Here is a 21,114-nt window from a genome sequence, read left to right as displayed (position 1 = left end):
GCTTTCAGATGAATTTATGAAGCGCATTAGTTTTATTTTAGGATTTTTATTGTTGTTTTCATGCAATTATTTTACTGCAAAAAAAACATCTTCTGAAGCTATATTAAATGAAGAACTAAAAGCATTTAATTGGAATGAGGTTGATGATTACCCTTCTTTTGCTTTGTGTGATACAGCAGCATCAAAAGAGTTTAGAAAGCTATGCTTTCAAAATACTTTAACTAATGTTATTACTGATAATTTGCAAAAAGAAACCATTATAGTAAAGCAAGATGTTAATGATACCATTACTATAAAGTTTCAAATTTCAGAAACAGGAATATTATCACTTATAGATGTGACTGTAGATTCTATAACGCTTCAAGAAATCCCTGATATAAAGAATATGCTTACATCAAGTTTAGATTCGTTACCAAAAATTTATCCAGCATTAAAACGAGGGCAACAAGTAAAAACAGAATTTAAATTGCCAGTAGTGATACAAGTAAATTAAAACCTGATGGCTAATTTTTTCATTAGCCTTAAAATCTCAACATAAAGCCAAATAATAGTAACCAAAAGTCCCCAAGTGGCAAACCATTCTTTAGTTTTAGGAGCTTTGTTTTTATGACGTTCTATATAATCAAAATCTAATAGTAATGCTAGCGAAGCAAAAATAGCAGCAACAATATTGAATACAATTGCTAGCCAAGATGTTCCCCAAAGAAAAGATTTGATGCCAAAAAAACTTAATATCCACGAAATAATATAAACAACAAAAATACTTGCACAAGCAGTAATAATAACACTGCGTAGCTTTTTTGTCACAACAATAATACGTGTTTGATACAAAGAAAGCATCACAAAAAAAGTAATAACAGTAACTCCAATAGCTTGGTAAGGCATATTAGGAAATTTTGCATGAGCATAACTTGTGATGCCTCCCAAAAAAACACCTTTAGCTACAGCGTACAAAGGAACTAAAAACCAAGCCCAGTGTTGTCTGACTGAAATAACAACACTTATAATTATAGCAGATAGCATGCCGCCGGTTACAAACCATTTTATGTTGGTACCTTGACTATAAAGTTTCCAAATACCAACCGTAATTGTTGTAATAATGAGTAAAGAAAAAAGTGTTTTTATAAGAATGCCTTTAACGGTCATTTTTTGAGAACTCTTGTTAGAATTACCCCAAAAGTAGTCGTTAAACGCTGGATTTGATGTTTTGTCTAAACGCACTATAAATTAAGTTTGTAGCCTATTGCAAAATCAATAGGAAAATCAGAATGATTATCTATAAATACAGCATAAATATCATGATAAGCTAAAGTAATGAAGCTATGATCAGATATTTTAATGTCGCCTCCTAAACCAAGAATGAACGGCGCTTGAATACCAGAAAAAGAATCTTTGTAAGCAAATGGTGTGTTAGGATATTTTGTTTCTTCAGATGCTGTGTAGGTTGCTATTTTTAGATTTGTATATAGATTAAAACGCTCTCGGTTTATAAATCTGAATCTATAACCAATAGCTAGTTGAGTAGCTGTATATTTAAAATCATCGCTTTCTAGAGCGTGTTCTAGATTAAAAAATAAAGCGTGTCGAGCTAATTTTTTTTGTTCAAAAATTTCAAATTCAAAACCAAAAAATGGCACAGATTTGTTGTCAGGATTAACAACAAAAGGTTGATTAGTTAATCCACCAAAAACACCTAATCTTGCTTGTAGTTTCGCTTTTTCTTCGTAATTAAAATTTAAATCTGTGGTAGCGTTATAAACATTAAAAAAATCTCGTAAACTTGATAGCGTAAGTTTAACTTTCTCAACCGAAACACCATAACCTTCGGTTAATGATTTTAATACGGTCTTGTATTCTTCTTGATATTTTTTGTCCTCGCCTTTTGTGTTTTTTAACTCCTGAATGTTGCCATTTTGCGTTTTTACAAAATAACGATATTCGTTATCAATAACATTCCACAGTAAATCTAGATTACCATCAACTTCAGTTTTTAGTTTTAAAGTTTCGTTGTTTATGGTATATGACTCTTGAGAAAATGCAAGAGTATTTATGATAATAAAGAAGAATAAAAGTAACTGTTTTTTCATGGCAAGAATCATTTTAAGATACTTGTAAAACTAAAAAAATAAAATGAAATTTTATGTGTTTGTAATATTATTTGTTAAATGATCTGTCTTTCCATTTGTAGCCTTTAAACGTAGATAATACAGCAATATAGACACAGAAAAACGGATAAAACACAGTGCTAAATAAATAAGAAGAAAGGAGTTGTTCTTGATTTAAAAAACGTGCTGTTTTAAAAAGTAATAAAAAGTCAATACCACTTTTTATTATAAAAATATAACCGATAAATTGAGGCTTCAAAACTCCTGTAATTCCCAAAACTATAGATGCTAGTAATAGCATGTTCATAAGTAACACAGCAACACCAATAAATGTGGCATACATGCTGGAGTAGCTTGTGGTTTTTGATGCCCAACGAATACGTTGAGATATTAGGTTTTTTAGATTTTTTTCAGGCGTTGTTTTCACAACAACCCTATCAGATTTAAGGTAAGAAACAGTTTTTTGGTTTTTCTTTATAGCCTTTTGTAATAAAAAAACATCATCTCCACTTGCAATATTGTTATTGTTCTCAAATCCATTTACACCATTAAAAAGTGTTTTTGTATAACCTAAATTGGCACCATTACATAAAAAAGGTTTTTTAATACCAAATGCTCCTATGGTTGTGCCAATTAAGCTAAAAAAATCTAACGTTTGAAACCTGTCTAGAATACGTGATGAGCTATTGTAACTTACAGGAGCAACAATCATCTGTTTCTGCGGGTTGTTTTGTATAAAACAATCATAAGTGTCAAGCCAATATTTAGGTAATTCGCAATCAGCATCAGTAGTAATAATCCACTCGGTTTTTACATGGCTAATAGCCGTAGTAATAGCATCTTTTTTAGGCGAGTTTGAACTCCGCTTATTTTTTAAAATGGTAATAGGTAATTTATGAGTTTTAGCGTATTCTTGAATAATACTCACAGATGAGTCACTAGAATCATCATCAATAAAAATAAACTCTGTTAAATGACTCGGGTAGTTAAGTTGAGATATAGATGCTAGTAATTTAGGTAAATCTGTAGCTTCATTTCTAAAAGGAACGATAACCGAAAATTTTGTTTTAGCAGGCATATCTTCAAGATTAAAAGCAGGTACTTTATCAAAACCGTATATAAATCTGCCTATAACAAGTAGGTATAGTATAGTAATGCTAATAAAAATAACGCTTACTATCATAACTGATCTTTAGATTGATTAAAAACCATAACGTAATAACTACCTATAACACTTGGTATAACAAAATTTAAAATCCACATAAGTGTAATAATACTCAAAATAGTAAATGCATTTATACCAACAATTGAAAATAAGTATAAAGCAACACTTCCTTTTATTACAACATCAAAAATAAAAATAGAAGGAATTATAGAAGATAATAAGTACATAGATGTAATAACGATCATGGCGTTGAAATAAGAAACATCAATGCCAAATATTTGTAGAAGTATAAAAAATTGATATGAAAAAATAAGATAGCGTATTACGGATAGTGAAAAGTTTGTAGCATAAAAACGTGTTGAAATTTTCTTAAAAAAATCTATTATACGCTTGACGCTAACACCTTTTATAGAAACATTTTTTTTAGAAAGTCCAAAAGCAGTAGCAAACGCTATAATAAGTAAAATACCAGCAAATCTTACAACCTTATAATAGTTAATATCCATCGGGTATTTTAAAACAAAAAAGTACAAACCTATGCAGCCTAATATAACAGTAATAAGCATTTGCATACTGTTTCCTAATACATTTAGAGCGACTATTTTTTTTCTGTGTTCCGGTTTGTAAAACAATGCTTTTGCGCCGTATTCGCCTATTCTGTTAGGAGTAAAAATAGATGCTGTTAGTGAGCCTAAAGTTTGTTTTGTAGCCGTTTTAAAAGAAATTTTCTTGAAGAAAGAAACAAGATGTTTCCATTTTAATATTTCAAAAAACCAATTAAAAAAGCTTAAACTAATCAAAAAGTAGATGTTTTTTAATGAAAACACGTTATTTTCCTTTAAAAAACGCCAAAAAACAATGAAGTCTAATTGTTCGTTTGATGTAAGCTTTTGATAAATAAAATAAAAAGCACCAACAACAATACTTAATTTAATAAGTACAAAAAAGAATTGTTTAGTTTTGTAAGGTAGTGCTCCAAACATCTAATGCGTAGATTATTTAAGAGCACAAATTAAAACAATAAAGTTATATGAACTCATCATTTATAAATTATAAACTTTTCATTGCTTGTTTAGCATGTTTTATTTTTGGTTTTTCTGGATTTTCTCAACGTGAAACTAGCAAGTGGAAAGCACAATTAGCCCTTGGTGTAAACAGTCCGTCGCAATCAGGTTTTGTAACCAATTTTGAAGGAAAAAGCCTAAATTTACCTACTGTAAATTTAGGCTTACAGCACATGCTAAAACCACAATTTGGAGTAAAATTAGATTATGGTTTTAATAGAATTACTAACGATGGTAGCTCTCCATATTTTAAATTGAATTACTCAAGAGTAAATGCCCAAGCTGTTTATGATGCGTCAAGATTACTTATGTTTTTACCAGAAAATATGGGTGTTGTTGGTCATGCAGGTCCAGGGTTTTCATTTGTAAAACCATTAGCAACCTACGGAAGCAATAAGACGTCTTTTTTTAATGCAACGGCTGGCGTAGAAGTACATTATGGTATTACGCAATTACTTTCAGTGTATTTTGATGCGTCTTATATTTATGGATTCTCAAAAGATTTTGACCCTGTAATTGATGGTTATGGTTCTTTTAATGGAAATTTATTGACAGCAACTATAGGAATATCTATATCTTTGAGTGGTTGCTATTATTGTGATTAATGAGTAAAGAAAAAATAATTTTAGGTATTGATCCCGGAACTACAATTATGGGTTTTGGACTGATAAAAGTAGTGGGAAAAACCATGTCTTTTTTGCAACTCAATGAGTTAGATTTAAAAAAGCATAGCGATCATTATTTAAAGCTAAAACTCATTTTTGAGCGCACCATAGAACTTATAGATACACATCATCCAGATGAAATAGCTATTGAAGCGCCATTTTTTGGAAAAAACGTACAAAGTATGCTTAAGCTTGGTCGCGCGCAAGGTGTTGCAATGGCAGCAGGTTTGTCTCGAGAAGTGCCTGTGACTGAATATTCTCCAAAAAAAATAAAAATGGCTATAACAGGTAGTGGAAATGCCAGTAAAGAGCAAGTAGCAAAAATGTTACAAAGCTTATTGGGATTAAAAACATTACCAAAAAATTTAGATGCTACAGATGGATTAGCTGCTGCAGTTTGTCACTTTTATAACCAAGGTAGAATAGAAGTAGGTAAGAGTTATTCTGGATGGGCAAGTTTTGTAAAACAAAATGAAGACAGAGTTAAAAAATCGTAAAGGCTTATTTTTGTTTTCTACAAGGCATAAATTAATTTAAAAAAAACTAGTCACTTTTAGTTGTCAGGAATTTATATTCATATCCCGTTTTGTAAACAGGCGTGTCATTATTGCGATTTTCATTTTTCTACATCTTTAAAAAAGAAAGAAACGTTAATTCAAGCATTAATAACCGAGTTAGAATTACGTAAAAAAGCGTTTGATAACGTCATAGTTTCTACCATTTATTTTGGTGGCGGAACACCTAGTTTATTATCTGATGAAGAAATACAAGCTATTATAAAAGCTGTTTACAAAAATTTTGAAGTAGCAGAAAATCCAGAAATTACATTAGAAGCAAACCCTGATGATTTAACAGATGCTAAAATTAAAGAACTCGCAGCATCACCAATAAACAGGTTGTCTATCGGGATTCAATCTTTTTTTGAAGATGATTTAAAAGCGATGAATCGTGCTCATAATGCATCAGAAGCTCAAGCTTGTTTAGAAAAAGCAACCCGCTATTTTGATAACATTACAATCGATTTGATTTACGGCATACCAAATATGAGCCTAGAAAAGTGGCAGCAGAATCTTGATATTGCATTTCAATTTGGCATCAATCATATTTCTAGTTATGCATTAACAGTAGAACCAAAAACAGCGTTAGATAGTTTTATAAAAAAAGGAATCTATCCGCCAGTAAATGAAGCTTTAGCACAATCACATTTTAATCATTTGGTTGCAGAAACTAAAAAACAAGGCTTTGTGCATTATGAGATTTCTAATTTTGGTAAACCGCATTTCTTTTCAAAACACAATACAAGTTATTGGCAAGGAAAACCGTATTTAGGTATTGGACCTTCAGCTCATTCTTTTTTAGGAAAAACAAGAAGTTGGAACGTTGCAAATAACACAAAATACATACAAGCAATATCTCAAGGAGAATTACCAGCAACTTCAGAAGTATTATCAGTAACAGATCAATATAACGAATATGTAATGACTGGTTTGCGAACCATTTGGGGTGTTTCTCTTGATAAAATTGAAAATGATTTTGGAACAGTCTATAAAAATTTTATCTTAAAAGAGGCAGAAATATTTTTGTCTAAAACGTTACTGGTTGTAGAGCAAGAAAACCACCAATCGGTGCTGAAAACAACATCAAAAGGAAAGTTTTTAGTAGATGGAATCGCTTCAGAGCTATTCATGATTTAGTATCTTTGATACACGTTTTGTCATGTCTTGTTAAGGCAAATAGTAACGTATTTCTATTAATATAATTTTAAAAAAACAATTAGTGAAAGCAACTATAGAGACCAATTCAAAAAAGTATAAAATAGATTTAAAAAAACCACTAGATATATCTATTCCTTTACAAGCTTCAGAAAGCAATGTAAATGCTTGGTATCAAGATGCACCAAAAATTGAGCCTGTAAAAGATGAAGATTGGGTTGGTAGCGTGGCACAAGGTTCTAGTGTAAATTTTAATAACATTTTTTTTAATCCGCATGCGCATGGTACTCACACCGAATGTGTTGGTCACATTACAAAAAAAGTACACTCTATAAATCAAAATTTAAAACAATTTTTCTTTTTAGCAGAAGTAGTAACTGTTGCGCCAGAAAAACTAGATGATGATTTTGTGATATCTAAAAAGCAGTTGCAATTTGCTTTGGGTAACAAAAAACGAGAAGCTCTTGTAATTCGTACTATCCCAAATATGACTGATAAAACATCAAAACAATATTCTAATACAAACCCAACATATTTACTAGAGGAAGCTGCAATTTATTTAAGAGAAAAAGGTGTGAAACACTTACTAATAGATTTACCAAGCGTAGACAAAGAAAAAGACGAAGGGAAACTTCTAGCGCATCATGCCTTTTGGAATACCGCAGGAAGACCGCGATTAGATGCTACCATTACCGAGTTTATTTTTGTGCCAAATAACGTTTTAGATGGTACGTACTTTTTAAATATTCAAATTGCACCTTTTGAGAATGATGCATCACCTAGCAAACCTGTTTTATATCAAATTTTAGAATAGTGATTTAATATGAATATTGAACAATTATACACATATTGTCAATCTAAAAAAGGTGTAACCGAGCATTTTCCTTTTGATGAAGATGTTTTGGTGTTTAAAGTAGGTGGCAAAATGTTTTTATTAACTTCTTTGAAGAGTTGGGAGCAAGAAGAGCAAGCCATTAATTTAAAGTGTGATCCAGACTATGCTTTAGGGTTACGAGCTATGTATGAAAGTGTTGAGCCAGGTTACCATATGAGTAAAAAACATTGGAACACGGTTAAGCTGTATAAAGGTGAGATAGAAGCACAGCTCATAAAAACGTTGATAGATCACTCATATGATTTAATTGTAAAGTCATTACCAAAAAAAATACGAGAAATGTTATTATAAAAAAAGAGACTGTTTACAGAAACAGTCTCTTTTTCTAACACTAAAACAACTTACTGTTTCTACTTCCAGCCACCACCAAGATGACGATACATAGAAACTCTAGCAAGTAATTGGTCTTTTTTAGTTTCTACAAGTTCCATTTTAGACTCTAAAGCATCTCTTTGAGTCAATAAAACTTCCATATAGTCCGCTCTTGCAGATTTAAAAAGTTTATTAGTAATATCAATAGATCTAGTAAGTGCATCAACTTGCTGCGCTTTTAGATTATAGCTATTTTTTAGATTGCTTATGTTTGATAACTCATTAGCAACGTCAACATATGCCTGTAAAATAGTTTTTTCATATTCAAAAACAACTTGTAACTGCCTATCGTTTGCAGTATTGTATTCTGCTTTTATAGCATTACGATTTATCAATGGCGCAACCATGTCACCAACTACAGAATATATTAAAGATTCTGGAGTTGAAGTAAGGTATTTTGTGTTGAATGCTTCAAAACCTATACCAGCTCTGATAGTAAAAGCAGGGTAAAAATTAGCTCTAGCTACTTTTGTGTTTAATTTGGCAGCTGCTAGCTCATATTCAGCTTGCCTTATATCAGGTCTGTTTAGTAAAAGTTGAGAAGGAATACCAGTAAAAATAGTATCAATTTTTTGCTCAATAAAGCCATTAGAATCGCGCGCTATTTTTTGTGGTGTTCTACCTATTAAAAAGTTGATTTTATTTTCTGTTTCAACAATTTCTTGTTTTACTGAAAAAAGTTCGCTTTTATTTTTAAAAACTTCAGCTTCTAAACGTTGTACACCAAGTTCTGTGGCTCTGGCAGCTTGTTTTTGAAGCTTAATAGTTTTTAATCCAGAATTTTGAAGCTCTAAATTTTGCTCTATAATAATCAGTTTGTTATCTAATGCTTGAAGCTCGTAATAAGAGTCTGCAATTTCAGAAATAAGATTGGTTACCATAAAGTTTTTGCCTTCTACGGTAGATAAATACTCCATAACTGCTGCTTTTTTAGAGTTACGAAGTTTTTTCCAAACATCTATTTCCCATGAAGCTGATAGACCAATATTATAATTAGGTAAAGGTTCAGGGAATTCTTCTCCAGGCTTTATGTTAGTATTAGAATCGTTTGCACCTTGACTGGTATAGCGCCCTACTTTTTCTACTTCGCCAGCAGCTTGAAGACCAATAAATGGTAAGTATTCTCCTTTTCTTGCTTTTATTTCGTTTTTAGCAATTGCTACTTGTTGAAGCGCTATGTTTAACTCTTGGTTGTTTGCTAAAGCAATATTTATTAGCGAATCTAAATGCGCATCATTAAAAAATGATTTCCAATCTATATTGGCAGAGTTTAAAGTGTCTGTAGAAACTGCATTTTGATAACTTTCAGGAAGTGATGTGTTTTCTTCACGAATGTTCTTCACTGGTACACAGCTATAAAACAGCAGTGTTGCTATAGCAGTGATGGTACCAATTTTATATATATTAGACTTAATGTGCTTATTCATTTTCTTTGCGTTTCATTAATTTTTTCAATTGTTTGTTTATGGTTTTAAGCTTATGTCTTATGCCACTTTCTCCTTCGCTATATCTAATAAATTCTTCAGATACAGGTTCGTGCTCTTGATCTTTAATTAAACTGCGGCCATCTGCCATTTTTCCAAACATATAGTATAAGCCAGGAATTATGATAACACCAAATAGAGTTCCTATAAGCATACCACCTAATGCAGAACCTCCTATTGTTCTATTTCCAATAGCACCAGCTCCAGAGGCTAAAACAAGAGGGATTAAACCGGCTATAAAAGCAAAGGATGTCATAAGAATTGGTCTAAAACGCATTTTGGCTCCTTCAATGGCTGCTTCTAGAATTGTTGAGCCTTGCCTGTTTTTTTGCACAGCAAACTCTACAATTAGCACAGCGTTTTTACCAAGTAAGCCTACAAGCATTATGACGCCAATTTGTGCGTAAACATCATTTGATAAGCCCATGAGTTTTAAAAGTAAAAATGAGCCAAAAACACCAACAGGAAGAGATAACAATACGGCAAATGGAAGTAAAAAGCTTTCGTATTGTGCCGCTAAAACTAGGTAAACAAAAATAAGTACGATACCAAAAATAACAATGGCATCATTGCCTCGGTTGGCTTCATCATAAGATAATCCTTCCCAAGCTATATCATAACCTCTAGGAAGCTTTTCTTTGGCAACTTCTCTAATTGCATTAATAGCATCAGCACTTGTGTGTCCAGCAGCAGGAAGTCCGCGAATTGCAGCAGAATTATAGAGGTTGTAGCGTGTAATTTCATTTGGACCTAAACGTTTTTCCATTTTCATAAAAGCTGAATATGGAACCATTTCTCCTTCTTCGTTTTTTACATATAATTTTTCTAAATCTGAAGGTAAGCTTCTGTATTCAGGAGCTGCCTGTGTGTAAACTTTAAAGAATCTTCCAAATTTAATAAAGCCTTGCTCGTAAGTACTACCAATAAGAATGTTAAGGTTTTCCATAGCTTTACCTATTGAAACGCCTTTTTGCATAGCTGCTTTATTGTTGATTATTAATTCATATTGCGGATAGTTAGCAGCAAAGAATGTAAATAAGCCGCTTAACTCTTTGCGTTTTCCTAGTTCATCTAGAAAGGCATTGTTTATTCTTTCAAATTCATGGTAGTCAGTGCCGTTAGTTTTATCTAGAAGACGTAAGGCAAATCCTCCTGAAGATCCAAAACCTGGTACAGCAGGTGGTTCAAAAAATTCAATTACAGCACCTAAATCTTTTGATTCTTCTTCTAGTTCTTCCATGATTTCATGAACAGAATGCTCTCTTTTAGACCAAGGTTTTAAGTTGATTAAACATGTACCTGCGTTAGAACCTCTACCTTCTGTCATGATTTCGTAACCCGCAAGAGACGAAACAGATTCTACACCTTCCATTTCTTCACAAAGTTTTTGAAGCTTATGTGCTACTTCATTTGTGCGTTCTAGAGTTGCTCCAGGAGGCGTTTGTATAATAGCATATATCATACCTTGGTCTTCACTAGGTATAAAGCCAGCAGGAAGTACTTTATTGGTAATAACAATACCAGCGCAAAAGGCAATTAATATTCCGAAAGTAACAACTCTTCTGCTAACAATGTGTTTTAGGAAACCAGTGTAGCGACCAGTTAGTTTTTCAAAACCATTATTAAACCAATCTATAAATCGGTTTATAGGTGTTTTTTTTCTTGCTTTACCATGGTTGTTTTTTAGTAACATAGCACAAAGCACAGGTGTTAATGTAAGAGCAACAATAGCTGAAATTATAATTGATCCAGCCATAGTAATAGAGAATTGTCTATAAAAAACACCAACAGGACCTGACATAAACGAAATAGGAATAAATACAGAAACCATAACTAATGTAATAGCTATAATAGCTCCACCAATTTCTCCAAGAACTTCTGTTGAGGCTTTGTAGGGAGACAGGTTTTCTTCTTCCATTTTAACATGTACTGCTTCTACAACAACAATAGCATTATCTACCACAATACCAATAGCTAAAACAAGAGCAAATAATGTGATTAGGTTTATAGATAATCCAAATATTTGCATAATAAAGAAAGCTCCAATAAGCGAAACAGGAACTGCAATAATCGGGATAAGTGTTGATCGCCAATCTCCTAAAAATAAAAACACAACAATAGCTACTAAAATAAATGCGTCTCTAAGAGTATGAATTACTTGCTCTATTGATGCGTCTAGAAAGTTTGATACATCATAACTTATTTTGTAATCTACGCCTGGAGGAAGGTCTTGTTTTAGTTCGTTTAGTTTTGCTTTTACATCTTTTATTACATCGCTACCATTACTTCCAAACGTTTGTTTAAGTACTATGGATGCTGATGGATTTCCGTCTAGATTAGAATAGATGTCAAAAAACTCACTTCCTAATTCAACATCTGCAACATCTCCAAGAGAGATTGTTCCTCCTTCAGCATTAGCACGAATTATAATGTCTTTATATTCATCAGGTTCACTGTATCTGTCTCTGTAGGTAAGTACATACTCTAGTGCTTGAGATTTTTTTCCAGAACTACGGCCAATTCTTCCAGGTCTAGCTAGAATACTTTGATCTTCCATCGCTTCTAAAACTTCTTCGGCAGAAATATTATAAGCACGCATTCTGTCTGGTTTTAACCAAACTCTAATAGCAAACTTACGGCTTCCTAAGATTTTTGCACTTGCAATTCCGTTGATACGTTGAATTTCAGGAACTATTCTTGTGTATGCGTAGTTGTATAAAAACTTCTCATCGTTGTTTTTGTTTTTACTAAACAAGTTTACATACATAAGCATACTAGGTTGTACAGGAGTAATAACAACACCTTCTCGCTGAACAAGTTCAGGAAGTAAGGGCATAACTTGATCTACGCGGGTTTTTACTCTAACAACAGCATCGTTAGGATCTGTGCCTGGTTCAAAAATAACACGCAGTGTACCTTCTCCAGCACTTGTTGCATCTGAAGCAATGTAGCGCATGCCTTGTACGCCATTTATGGCTGTTTCTAAAGGAATTAATGTTGATTTTACTAATACATCTGCACTAGAACCGGGATATGCGATAAAAATATTTACTGTAGTAGGTGCAATTTGAGGAAACTGCGAAATAGGTAATTGTTTTATTGCTAATAACCCTGTAAAAACAATAATTACCGATATGACAATAGCCAAAACCGGTCTTTTAATAAATTTCTTAAACATGAGTTTATGATTTTTTTTTAAGGTTACTCGGCATACATATCTAGATGCGATAGTACTTCATCCGGACGTTCTAATTCGTATTTTATTTTTTGACTGTCTTTAACCAGTCTTATGCCATCTAAAAGAATTTTGTCATTTTCACTAAGGCCATTTTCAACTACAAATAAATGCGGAAGCTCTGCACCAATGGTTATTTCTTTTTGTCTAACAATGTTATCGTTATCAATTACAAATACATAGCGTTTGTCTAATATTTCAAACGTGGATTTTTGAGGAACAAGAAGCGCATGTTTTAAAGGAATAGTCATAAGTACGCTTCCGGTTTCGCCATGTCTTAAAATGCTGTCAGGATTTGGGAATGTTGCTCTGAAGGCAATGTTTCCTGTTTCGTTATTAAATTCGCCTTCAATGGTTTCTACAATACCTTTTTGGTTAAATACCTTGTTGTTTGCCAGAAGTAGAGAGACTTCTTCTTTTTCATTTTTTTGGGTATTCATCATGTAATCTAAATATTCAGCTTCAGGAACATTAAAATAGACCCACATTTTACTGTTGTCTGATAAGGTTGTTAGCAACTCACCTTCGTCTAGCATGCTGCCTTCTCTTACATGTAAATGATCAACAATACCCATAAAAGGAGCTTTTATGCTTGTAAAACTTAAATGTGTGCTAGCTAGAGAAACTTCAGCTTTTGCTTTGTCGTAATTGGCTTTAGATAGTGCTAACTCATTTTGAGAAACAACATCATTGTCAGCAAGTAGTTTGGTGTTTTGATATTCTATAGATGCAGCATCGCTTTCTGCTTTTGCTTTTTGTAATTCGGCTTGGTAAATATTAGGCATAATTTGAAATAATGCTTGCCCTTTTTTTACTGTTTGTCCTTCGTCTATAGAAATGTTTTGTAAATACCCTTTTTCCATTGCTCGAAGTTCTATGTGCCTAATAGCATGTATTTGTGATACATATTCTTTAGTTATGGATGTGTCTTTATAAACCGGGTTTGTAACCACAAAGGTTCTTTCTTCATGTTTTTCTTGCTTATGTGTATTGCAGCTTGTGCTAAATACCATAGCAAATAGCCCTAAACAAATAGGAATTTTTTTCATAGTAAAATGAATTTTATTTAGATAGTAATAAGTGATTGCTGCTAGTTAGGTAACAGCAGCGTTGTTTTAATTGTTTGTTGAGAAGAGAAACAAGTTTGTGTTAAAACTTGCTTGCAGGAAAAGGTTTATATCCTAAAAACTTCGAATTGGATATATTTCTTACAGAGATTACGATTAATAATCCTATTGTAATAGGTTGTTTGCTTTTTTCTTTTATTAAGAAATTCAGAAAAAATTAATACACATAAAAAGAAGCTGTAACTGCTTGTGTAGCTTAATGTCTCTTTGTTTGCAGTGTCTTTGTAGTTTTTAACTTCTTCATTTTCTATTTCTTCAGCTATTATTTTTTCAAATTCTATACTGCCTTTTGAAGAGTGCGAAGAAATATGTTTTTGTTGTAAACTACTATTTTCTTGAAAATGGCTTATGTTTTTTAAGGATGTGTTTGCTTGTAGTTGAGCACCAATCCCTAAAAAAGTAATTATAAGAAGTAGGTATTTTATGTAAGCCTTTTTCATATAGCGCACAAAACTATTTTTGCAATTGGTATCTCACAAATTTTTGATGTTAAAATTGTTTTAACTTTTTTAATTTAATTTATAATCTAGCTAGGTTAGGAGTTGTTTAAAGCTTTAATTAACTCTATTATTGCAAAATAATATTTTATAACATGAGCGTTTTACAAACATTACAAGAAAGAAGCAATACCAGCTGTGAACTTTGTGGTTCAAAAACAGGTTTAAAACAATACAATATTCCGCCAGCATTAAATGAAACTGTAGATACAAGTATTCTTGCATGCGAAACCTGTTTTAATCAAATTGAAGGTAATGAAGATATGGATGCTAATCACTGGCGTTGTTTAAACGATAGCATGTGGAGCGAACACAAAGCAGTACAAGTAATGGCTTGGAGAATGTTACAAAGACTTCGTAAAGAAGGTTGGCCACAAGACTTACTAGATATGATGTATCTAGATGACGAAACAATGGCATTTGCAAAAGAAACAGGCGAGCATAAAGACGACAGCGAAAAGATTATTCATAGAGACTCTAATGGTGTAATATTAGAACATGGTGATTCTGTAGTGCTTATTAAAGACCTTAAAGTAAAAGGCTCAAGTATGGTAGCTAAACAAGGAACAGCCGTTCGTAACATTCGTTTAGATCATGAAAATGCCACTTATATTGAAGGAAAAGTAGACGGACAACAAATTGTTATTGTTACCGAGTATGTCAAAAAATTATAGTTTTTTAAGATTTTTCTTTCATTAATTTTTACCGTTTATCCTAAAAACAAGTAAGGTTACTTCATTAAACTAATACTCTGGTTTTTTATCGAACAGTTTGTTTTATAAAGAATTAAGGCATTATATTTACATACCTTATAAATTGATTAATAGCATGATGTATTAAGAGATTAAACAAATGTTATTATGAACCTTACAATTACCAATAATCAAGATTTTTTTAAAGTAAAAGGAATCTTAAATAGGCATTCTGTTGCGTTTTTTCAACAAGAATTAGAGAGAGCTTTTGAAAAGCAAGCAAAAATTACCATCAATATAGAGGGAATAGAAAGTATTGATAGGTTTGGTGTTATGGCTTTTGCAAAACTTCACAACAGCGCATTGCAAAACAATAAAAGTTTTTCAATTATAGGTTTAGGCTGCAAAGATCTTTATGAGCATTTTAAATCTGTTGAAGCAGCTTAATTAGGTTGACATGTCGGCAATTATTTTCCAATGACCATCAATTTTTTTGAAAACAATTAAAAATGTTCCTTCTGCATTACCACTAACAGAGCGTTTTAAATGATATTGTCCCATAACATAGTAAGAGTTTTCTTCTATAGGAGATATAGATTTTATAGTAAATTTTAATTCTCCTGTATGGTCTTTAGTAGGGTATCCCTTTTTATAATTATCTAGTGTTTTTTGCCAGCCTTTTTTAACATTATTACCGCTATAAAATTTCAAAGAATCATTTTTCCAGTAGCCTTGCATAAAGGTTTCTAAATCATGATTGTTCCAGGCTTTTATTTGCGAGTTTAAAACATTTCTAATAGCCGCTTCATCTTTCTGAAACTTACTTTGTGAAAAAGTAGCTGTTGATATTATAAACAAAACTATAAGGTGAAATTTTTTCATTATGTTGGCTTTTTATTTCTTAAATGTACTAACAAAATAATTAAAGTCCCTTTTTTTGATGTTGAAAAAATGCATCTGCTTGTAATTGCATTAATTCTCTAGCTTTTTTGCGTTTGTAGTTGTAAAGTTCATCCTCTTCAGTAATGTCAGTATAAATTCTATTGTTTAGATTCATATCGGTTTCTAGTAGTTTTTTTCGCTCATTAACTTTTTGGTTTGCCCAGGTTTTTGTAGTGGTTTCAGCATCTTCTAACTTGTAATCATATTCACCTTGTGAAGCTAATAGCTTGGCAAAAATAGGAGAGGTTTCAATAGCTAAAAATAGAAGGAAAATAAAAAATGATGGTAGCCAAGGCAAGCTGTTCAAGGCATTAATACGAGACATTAGGCCATCAAAATTATTAATAATAGGTTGTGTAGATGCTATTTGAGATTCATAATTGTTTTTTAGTAGTGCAATTTGCGATTCTGCCTCTTGTATTTTTGATTTATTAGTTTCTTTAAGCTGGTTAAGGTCAGCTAGGGCTGCATCGTGTTTTTCACGTTTTTCTTTATAAACAGGGCCTTTTCCTAATAGTTTTGATCCGGCAGTTCCTTCGGCTTCAGAAATATAAGTGTTATATAATGCGTTAACTTCAGCTTCTTTATTAATGATTTGATTTTGAAAAGCTATAATATCATTTTCTAAAGCAGAAATTTCAGGGGTGAATTGTTCGCCAATTTGATTTTTATTGGCTATGGTTAATTCATTTTTTTGCTCAAGTAATACTTGATTAATTTCTTTTTCAAAAATCTTGAGTTCTAATGGTTTTGATATAACTACGGCAATAATAACAGCGAGCAAAATTCTAGGTAATGCTTGTATAAGTTCATCAATTATATGTCCACGTTTTTTTATGGTTGAGACAATAAATCTGTCAAGATTGAAAATAAGTAAGCCCCAAATTAAACCAAAAAATATTGACGTGTAAAGGTTGTCAAAAACTGTATAAAGTGCATAGCTTGCAGCTATAAATGCCATGACAGCTGTAAAGAAAACTGTTGCGCCAACACCAGCATATTTATTTTGTTCGCCATTAGAGCAGCTATTTAATATGTTAGTGTCTGCTCCTGAACACAGAATGAAAAATTGTTTTAACATGATTGATTGTTTTTTGATTGATAGACTATTAGAACGTAAAAAGCTGTGAATTGTTACAAAAAAAGCCTCGAATTATCGAGGCTTTTTTTAGACATATGTTTAATAAGCTATTTAACTGACCAAAACTTAACAGTTCCTTTGTTGTTTTTAATGTTGGTAGAGATATTGATATTTGGTTCTTTTTTTACGATTTTTAAAATCTCGTCATAAGACACTTTTTTCTTATTGTAATAATAAGTGATATCATCATTTTTTAAGCTTTGTACAAATTCAAAAGCAGATTTTGTTGATGATGGTGACGGTATGTTATGCTCTTCAACGACCTCTATTACTTCCGGTGCTTTAGGAGGTTTAGGTGCAGATGCTTTAGGTGCTTTAGGTGCAGACGGTAAAGGCTCTCGCTCACTTACTTTACCATTTTCAACTTTGTACTTTTTATAGTATTCCTCACTTATTTTTTGATATTTTTCTTTTTGTTCTTTTGTAGCGTTTTCAGGAACAGGTGGCGGCGGTGGCGGCGGAGTTTTAGCATTTTTTTCTACTACTTCAACTTTTACAGCTTTTCCATTTTCATCAGTGTATTTGTAAGTATGTGCTTTACCTGCTTTGTCTTTTTCACTAACAGCTTCAGGTGCTGGAGCAGGTGGAGGCGGCGGTGGGAAATTAGGCAAAGGTTCAGCTGATTTTCGTTGTTTGTCAGTCATTAAATCGTATAAATATTTGATACGATTCATATCTGAAAGCTTGATAGTGTAGTTTGAGCCTTTTTGAGAGTTATAATATTTTGCTAGTTTATTGTATTCAGCAATTTGTTCTTTGGAAGCATTTGCGTTAACTGATGGCGAAGTTTCACTTTTATCAATAAGTTTAATAACAACAGGAGACCTAACAGGAGTAGTCGGAGTTTTTATTAGGGTTGTTGCTGTTTTTAAATGAAATAACTGAATATAATCACCGCTTTTTGAATTGTTTAAGTAAGAAATGGCTTTGCTGTTTAATCTGTTGCCTGTTACATTAACAGTTGGTTTTTCAGAAAATTTTATGTTGAAAGAGATTATGGGCTCTTTTGTGTTGGTTTCAATGGTTAATTTTTCTAAATCTTCTTTAGTAAGACTCAACTCGCAACCATCACAAACACGCCCGTAAATTTTTGTAAGCGGATTGGTTTGTATAAGATTGTTTTTTTCAATTGCAAAAGGTTTATTACCTTTTTCGCTAACAATTTCTTGGTTATGTGTTACAATGCGATGAAACCCGTATTCTATAAATGAATTATAAATAAACCAAACGTCTTCATCTGAAACAGACTTTTCACTCTTTACGTGTACATTAATTATTTTTTCTCGTATTTCTTTAGAAATATCTTGGTGTAGTTTATTTATAACAGAGGTAAATGTTTCTTTTGTTGCGGCAATATCGTCTATCAAGTAATTTTCATTATCTAATATATTCACACTAATGCTTCTGGCTGTGTGGTTTGTGTCATGGGAATTAGAGATTTTCTCTACTTCCTTTGTTGTGCTAAAACTATAAATAAGTGTAGCTAATAAAGGTAGAAGCACTAAACTCCTAACCCAAATAATGTGTTTTGATGTGTGTGTTTTCATAACTGTAAATCGTTTTTTGATTGATGAATAATTCATGGCATTTGCCAATTGAGGTTCTGTAGCATTTGATGAGAATGCCAATAACGTATTTTGATATTTTTTAAGCTCAAAGCCATGGTTTAAAACAGCTTGGTCGGCTAAAAACTCATGATTGAGTTTGATATCTTTTTTAATGAAATAGATTAGCGGATTAAACCAAAAAAGGATCTGTAATATTTCAATAAACAAGATGTCTAAAGCATGCTTTTGTTTTGCATGGGTTTCTTCGTGAAGTAGTACTTCTTCAGGTATTTCATGTGCTTCATATTTAGATTTGTTTAAAAATATATAGTTTAAAAAAGTGTGCGGATGCACCAAATCGTTTAACAATACATGAATAACCGAATGGTTTTTAAATTTTGGATTGTGTTTAATACGTTTGAGAATATTGCTTAAGTTCATACCGAAGCGTATTGTAAAAACTAAAACACCAATAAGGTAAACACTCCACAAAATTATAGACCAAAATTTAGCAGATCCTTCAAGCATATGTTCAGGAACATAAGGTGGTGTTGCTATTTCGGAATTGTAAGCGGGAATTTCTATTGAAGCTATTTCAACGTAGGTTATAAATGTAATCAGAGGAATAATAGCTGATATAATTAATATAACCAATAAGTAGCCACGTTTGAATTTGTGAAAGCTCTCTTTTTCTAAAAAGAATTTATAGAACAGCATAAAAACTGCCAAACAAGCACTAAATTTTAAGAGATAGCTTATCATAACTATTTGTTTTTTATTTCGTTGTCTATCAGTTTTTTCAACGCTTCCAGTTCGGTTTTGGATAAATTGGTTTCTTTGGTGAAAAACGATGCAAATTGCGAAGCACTATCATTAAAAAACTGTTTTATAAGTCCGTTTACATGTTTAGAGAAATACTCTTTCTTTTTAACTAACGGATAGTATTCGCGAGATTTTCCATAGAGCTTATAAGCAATAAATCCTTTGTCGTTCATACGCTTTAATAGGGTCGCAACTGTAGTGGTTGCAGGTTTAGGCTCTGGGTAAGCATCTAGTAAATCTTTCATGAAAGCTTTTTCAAGTTTCCATAAATGATTCATTAGTTCTTCTTCCGAATTTGATAATTGCATGTTTCTACAATGTTAGAGTTTGTTCTACAAATGTAGAATAAATATTTGTATTCTACAAATGTAGAGTAAAAAAACATTATCTATTGTAAGGCGTTTCGTTTATCCAATTAAAGCCGCGGCTATTTAAAAGAAAGGATTCGTGGTCAATTTTATTAAAAATAATATTCAGAGAGTCATTTTCTAATACACCGTTAAGTTCTAAATAATGACTGTTTGGATGTTTGAAGTTAAAGTTATAATGAAGTGTATCTGCATTGCGTTTGTACATGCTAATTTTTTTTGATGTAGAATCTACAATAAATTCATAATACAAAACATTATCAGTCATCAGCTTTACAGAAGCTCGATCTTTATAATCTATAATTAAATATCGCCAACGATTAGAATCTGTTGTAAGTGGTGGTAGCGTGTCATTGTTTTTTATAAAATAGGATGATTCCCAAATTCCGTAAAGATGAGGTTTGACTCTTTGATCTCCCCATTTTTTTTGATTAGAGCATCCTTGAGGAACAATGAGTGCTAATACTAAAAGTAGGAAAGAAGCTTTTATCCAAAAGGTTAACATGCTATAAAAAGTCTCTTTTGTTGGTCTGTAATACTGATATTTGTCTGTTGGTTTGTTAAGAACAAATACGTTAAATAGACGTTTTATATCTGTGCTAAAAATAAATATAGCCATTAAAACAAGGTGAACCGAGAAAATTTTAACCGGAATATCAAACATGAAATTCATAACGGCAACATGGGTCATAACTCCAGCAACCATTAGTGCACCTAGGCTTTGTGTTCTTTTTGGGATTAATAGCAACCCTGCAATTACTTCAAGACTTCCTGTGAAAATATTAAACCCATTAGAATATCCCATATAAGTCCAGGCTAATCCCATTGGAGAAAATTCACCTAAAGGTTGAAGCATTCTTGTTAGCGAAGGATAAGGAAATTGTGATTTAAATACTTTAATAAACCCATAAACAAGCATAAAGTAAATAATGTAAATGCGAATTATAACTGTAAACCAGTATAATAAAGCATTATAAGATGCCCGTTTTCTATCAATGACACTCCAGATAAGTGTTAGAATTATAGAAAGTAAAAAATTGGTAAATAAAGAAACATATGAGAAAGTATTGTCTCCGCTTCCATAACCACTTACATCATATTTATAATCAATATTTAAAAACACATCACCAACCCAACGAATGGGAGCTTGAAATAATGAGCCAGTAAACGATAGTAGTATGTAAAGAGTAAAATAACAAAAAGCAAATCGGAATACAATTTTAGCCATTGTACTCCAATTTGCTTTGGGTTCTAATGATAATATCATTTATAAAAATGAGT

Annotated in this window: 21 protein-coding genes; 8 read left to right on the top strand and 13 right to left on the bottom strand. The window is 32.0% G+C overall.

The window, feature by feature from the left end:
* Positions 1 to 16 precede the first annotated feature (16 nt).
* The gene (locus ACN5J3_RS05260; protein ID WP_418508555.1) at positions 17 to 493 is read left to right on the top strand and encodes a hypothetical protein; all 477 of its coding nucleotides are present in this window, start codon (positions 17 to 19) and stop codon (positions 491 to 493) included.
* Here ACN5J3_RS05260 and ACN5J3_RS05255 read toward each other — a convergent pair.
* From ACN5J3_RS05255 to ACN5J3_RS05240, 4 genes are all read right to left on the bottom strand, one after another.
* Positions 490 to 1,221, bottom strand: a complete 732-nt coding sequence (locus ACN5J3_RS05255) for a Bax inhibitor-1/YccA family membrane protein (protein WP_418511027.1) — start codon at positions 1,219 to 1,221, stop codon at positions 490 to 492. The two genes, ACN5J3_RS05260 and ACN5J3_RS05255, sit on opposite strands and share 4 nt — an antisense overlap.
* Positions 1,221 to 2,087, bottom strand: a complete 867-nt coding sequence (locus ACN5J3_RS05250; protein WP_418511026.1) for a hypothetical protein — start codon at positions 2,085 to 2,087, stop codon at positions 1,221 to 1,223. The genes ACN5J3_RS05255 and ACN5J3_RS05250 overlap by 1 nt, the downstream gene beginning before the upstream one ends.
* A gap of 67 nt (positions 2,088 to 2,154) precedes the next feature.
* Positions 2,155 to 3,288: a glycosyltransferase gene (locus tag ACN5J3_RS05245; protein WP_418511025.1), complete on the bottom strand. Its 1,134-nt coding sequence runs from the start codon at positions 3,286 to 3,288 to the stop codon at positions 2,155 to 2,157.
* Entirely contained in the window at positions 3,285 to 4,253 is a 969-nt protein-coding gene (locus ACN5J3_RS05240) for a lysylphosphatidylglycerol synthase domain-containing protein (RefSeq protein ID WP_418511024.1), read from the bottom strand. The genes ACN5J3_RS05245 and ACN5J3_RS05240 overlap by 4 nt, the downstream gene beginning before the upstream one ends.
* Before the next feature lie 47 nt (positions 4,254 to 4,300).
* Here ACN5J3_RS05240 and ACN5J3_RS05235 point away from each other — a divergent pair, with 47 nt between their 5' ends.
* From ACN5J3_RS05235 to ACN5J3_RS05215, 5 genes are all read left to right on the top strand, one after another.
* Positions 4,301 to 4,939: an outer membrane beta-barrel protein gene (locus ACN5J3_RS05235; protein ID WP_418511023.1), complete on the top strand. Its 639-nt coding sequence runs from the start codon at positions 4,301 to 4,303 to the stop codon at positions 4,937 to 4,939.
* Entirely contained in the window at positions 4,939 to 5,496 is a 558-nt protein-coding gene (ruvC, locus tag ACN5J3_RS05230) for a crossover junction endodeoxyribonuclease RuvC (RefSeq protein WP_344726320.1), read from the top strand. The genes ACN5J3_RS05235 and ruvC overlap by 1 nt, the downstream gene beginning before the upstream one ends.
* A gap of 60 nt (positions 5,497 to 5,556) precedes the next feature.
* Positions 5,557 to 6,693, top strand: coding sequence for a radical SAM family heme chaperone HemW (gene hemW / locus ACN5J3_RS05225; protein WP_418511022.1), 1,137 nt, complete (start codon positions 5,557 to 5,559; stop codon positions 6,691 to 6,693).
* An 82-nt stretch (positions 6,694 to 6,775) separates the two neighbouring features.
* Positions 6,776 to 7,525, top strand: coding sequence for a cyclase family protein (locus ACN5J3_RS05220; protein WP_417290424.1), 750 nt, complete (start codon positions 6,776 to 6,778; stop codon positions 7,523 to 7,525).
* 9 nt (positions 7,526 to 7,534) lie between these two features.
* On the top strand, positions 7,535 to 7,897 hold the full coding sequence (locus ACN5J3_RS05215) for an MmcQ/YjbR family DNA-binding protein (protein ID WP_418511021.1): 363 nt from the start codon (positions 7,535 to 7,537) through the stop codon (positions 7,895 to 7,897).
* A 59-nt stretch (positions 7,898 to 7,956) separates the two neighbouring features.
* Here ACN5J3_RS05215 and ACN5J3_RS05210 read toward each other — a convergent pair whose 3' ends face one another.
* From ACN5J3_RS05210 to ACN5J3_RS05195, 4 genes are all read right to left on the bottom strand, one after another.
* Positions 7,957 to 9,405, bottom strand: coding sequence for a TolC family protein (locus tag ACN5J3_RS05210; RefSeq protein WP_418511020.1), 1,449 nt, complete (start codon positions 9,403 to 9,405; stop codon positions 7,957 to 7,959).
* On the bottom strand, positions 9,398 to 12,640 hold the full coding sequence (locus ACN5J3_RS05205; protein WP_418511019.1) for an efflux RND transporter permease subunit: 3,243 nt from the start codon (positions 12,638 to 12,640) through the stop codon (positions 9,398 to 9,400). Before ACN5J3_RS05205 ends, ACN5J3_RS05210 begins: the two co-directional genes overlap by 8 nt.
* A 23-nt stretch (positions 12,641 to 12,663) precedes the next feature.
* Positions 12,664 to 13,746, bottom strand: coding sequence for an efflux RND transporter periplasmic adaptor subunit (locus ACN5J3_RS05200; RefSeq protein WP_417290420.1), 1,083 nt, complete (start codon positions 13,744 to 13,746; stop codon positions 12,664 to 12,666).
* A gap of 125 nt (positions 13,747 to 13,871) precedes the next feature.
* Positions 13,872 to 14,264: a hypothetical protein gene (locus ACN5J3_RS05195; protein ID WP_418511018.1), complete on the bottom strand. Its 393-nt coding sequence runs from the start codon at positions 14,262 to 14,264 to the stop codon at positions 13,872 to 13,874.
* Positions 14,265 to 14,416: 152 nt separating this feature from the next.
* Here ACN5J3_RS05195 and ACN5J3_RS05190 point away from each other — a divergent pair, with 152 nt between their 5' ends.
* Positions 14,417 to 14,995 carry a PhnA domain-containing protein gene (locus tag ACN5J3_RS05190; protein ID WP_262732235.1) on the top strand — a complete coding sequence of 193 codons (579 nt, stop codon included), beginning with the start codon at positions 14,417 to 14,419 and terminating at the stop codon, positions 14,993 to 14,995.
* Between the two features lie 186 nt (positions 14,996 to 15,181).
* Positions 15,182 to 15,460 (top strand): STAS domain-containing protein, encoded by a 279-nt coding sequence (locus ACN5J3_RS05185; RefSeq protein ID WP_344726303.1) that lies wholly within the window; start codon positions 15,182 to 15,184, stop codon positions 15,458 to 15,460.
* On the opposite strand, the gene ACN5J3_RS05180 is transcribed toward ACN5J3_RS05185, so the two are convergent.
* The 5 genes from ACN5J3_RS05180 to ACN5J3_RS05160 all read right to left on the bottom strand — a co-directional run bounded on the left by ACN5J3_RS05180 (position 15,461) and on the right by ACN5J3_RS05160 (position 21,100).
* Positions 15,461 to 15,895, bottom strand: coding sequence for a YybH family protein (locus tag ACN5J3_RS05180; RefSeq protein ID WP_418511017.1), 435 nt, complete (start codon positions 15,893 to 15,895; stop codon positions 15,461 to 15,463).
* 40 nt (positions 15,896 to 15,935) lie between these two features.
* Complete coding sequence (locus ACN5J3_RS05175; RefSeq protein ID WP_418511016.1) at positions 15,936 to 17,036, bottom strand: DUF4407 domain-containing protein; 1,101 nt, start codon at positions 17,034 to 17,036, stop codon at positions 15,936 to 15,938.
* Between the two features lie 107 nt (positions 17,037 to 17,143).
* Complete coding sequence (locus ACN5J3_RS05170) at positions 17,144 to 19,405, bottom strand: M56 family metallopeptidase (protein WP_418511015.1); 2,262 nt, start codon at positions 19,403 to 19,405, stop codon at positions 17,144 to 17,146.
* Between the two features lie 2 nt (positions 19,406 to 19,407).
* Positions 19,408 to 19,773 (bottom strand): BlaI/MecI/CopY family transcriptional regulator, encoded by a 366-nt coding sequence (locus tag ACN5J3_RS05165; protein ID WP_344726295.1) that lies wholly within the window; start codon positions 19,771 to 19,773, stop codon positions 19,408 to 19,410.
* Positions 19,774 to 19,849: 76 nt separating this feature from the next.
* The gene (locus ACN5J3_RS05160) at positions 19,850 to 21,100 is read right to left on the bottom strand and encodes a DoxX family protein (protein WP_418511014.1); all 1,251 of its coding nucleotides are present in this window, start codon (positions 21,098 to 21,100) and stop codon (positions 19,850 to 19,852) included.
* Positions 21,101 to 21,114 lie beyond the last annotated feature (14 nt).

It is taken from the genome of Corallibacter sp. (genome assembly GCF_048381695.1).
GTDB lineage: Bacteria > Bacteroidota > Bacteroidia > Flavobacteriales > Flavobacteriaceae > Corallibacter > Corallibacter vietnamensis.
This window is presented reverse-complemented; position numbering and strand designations above follow the sequence as displayed.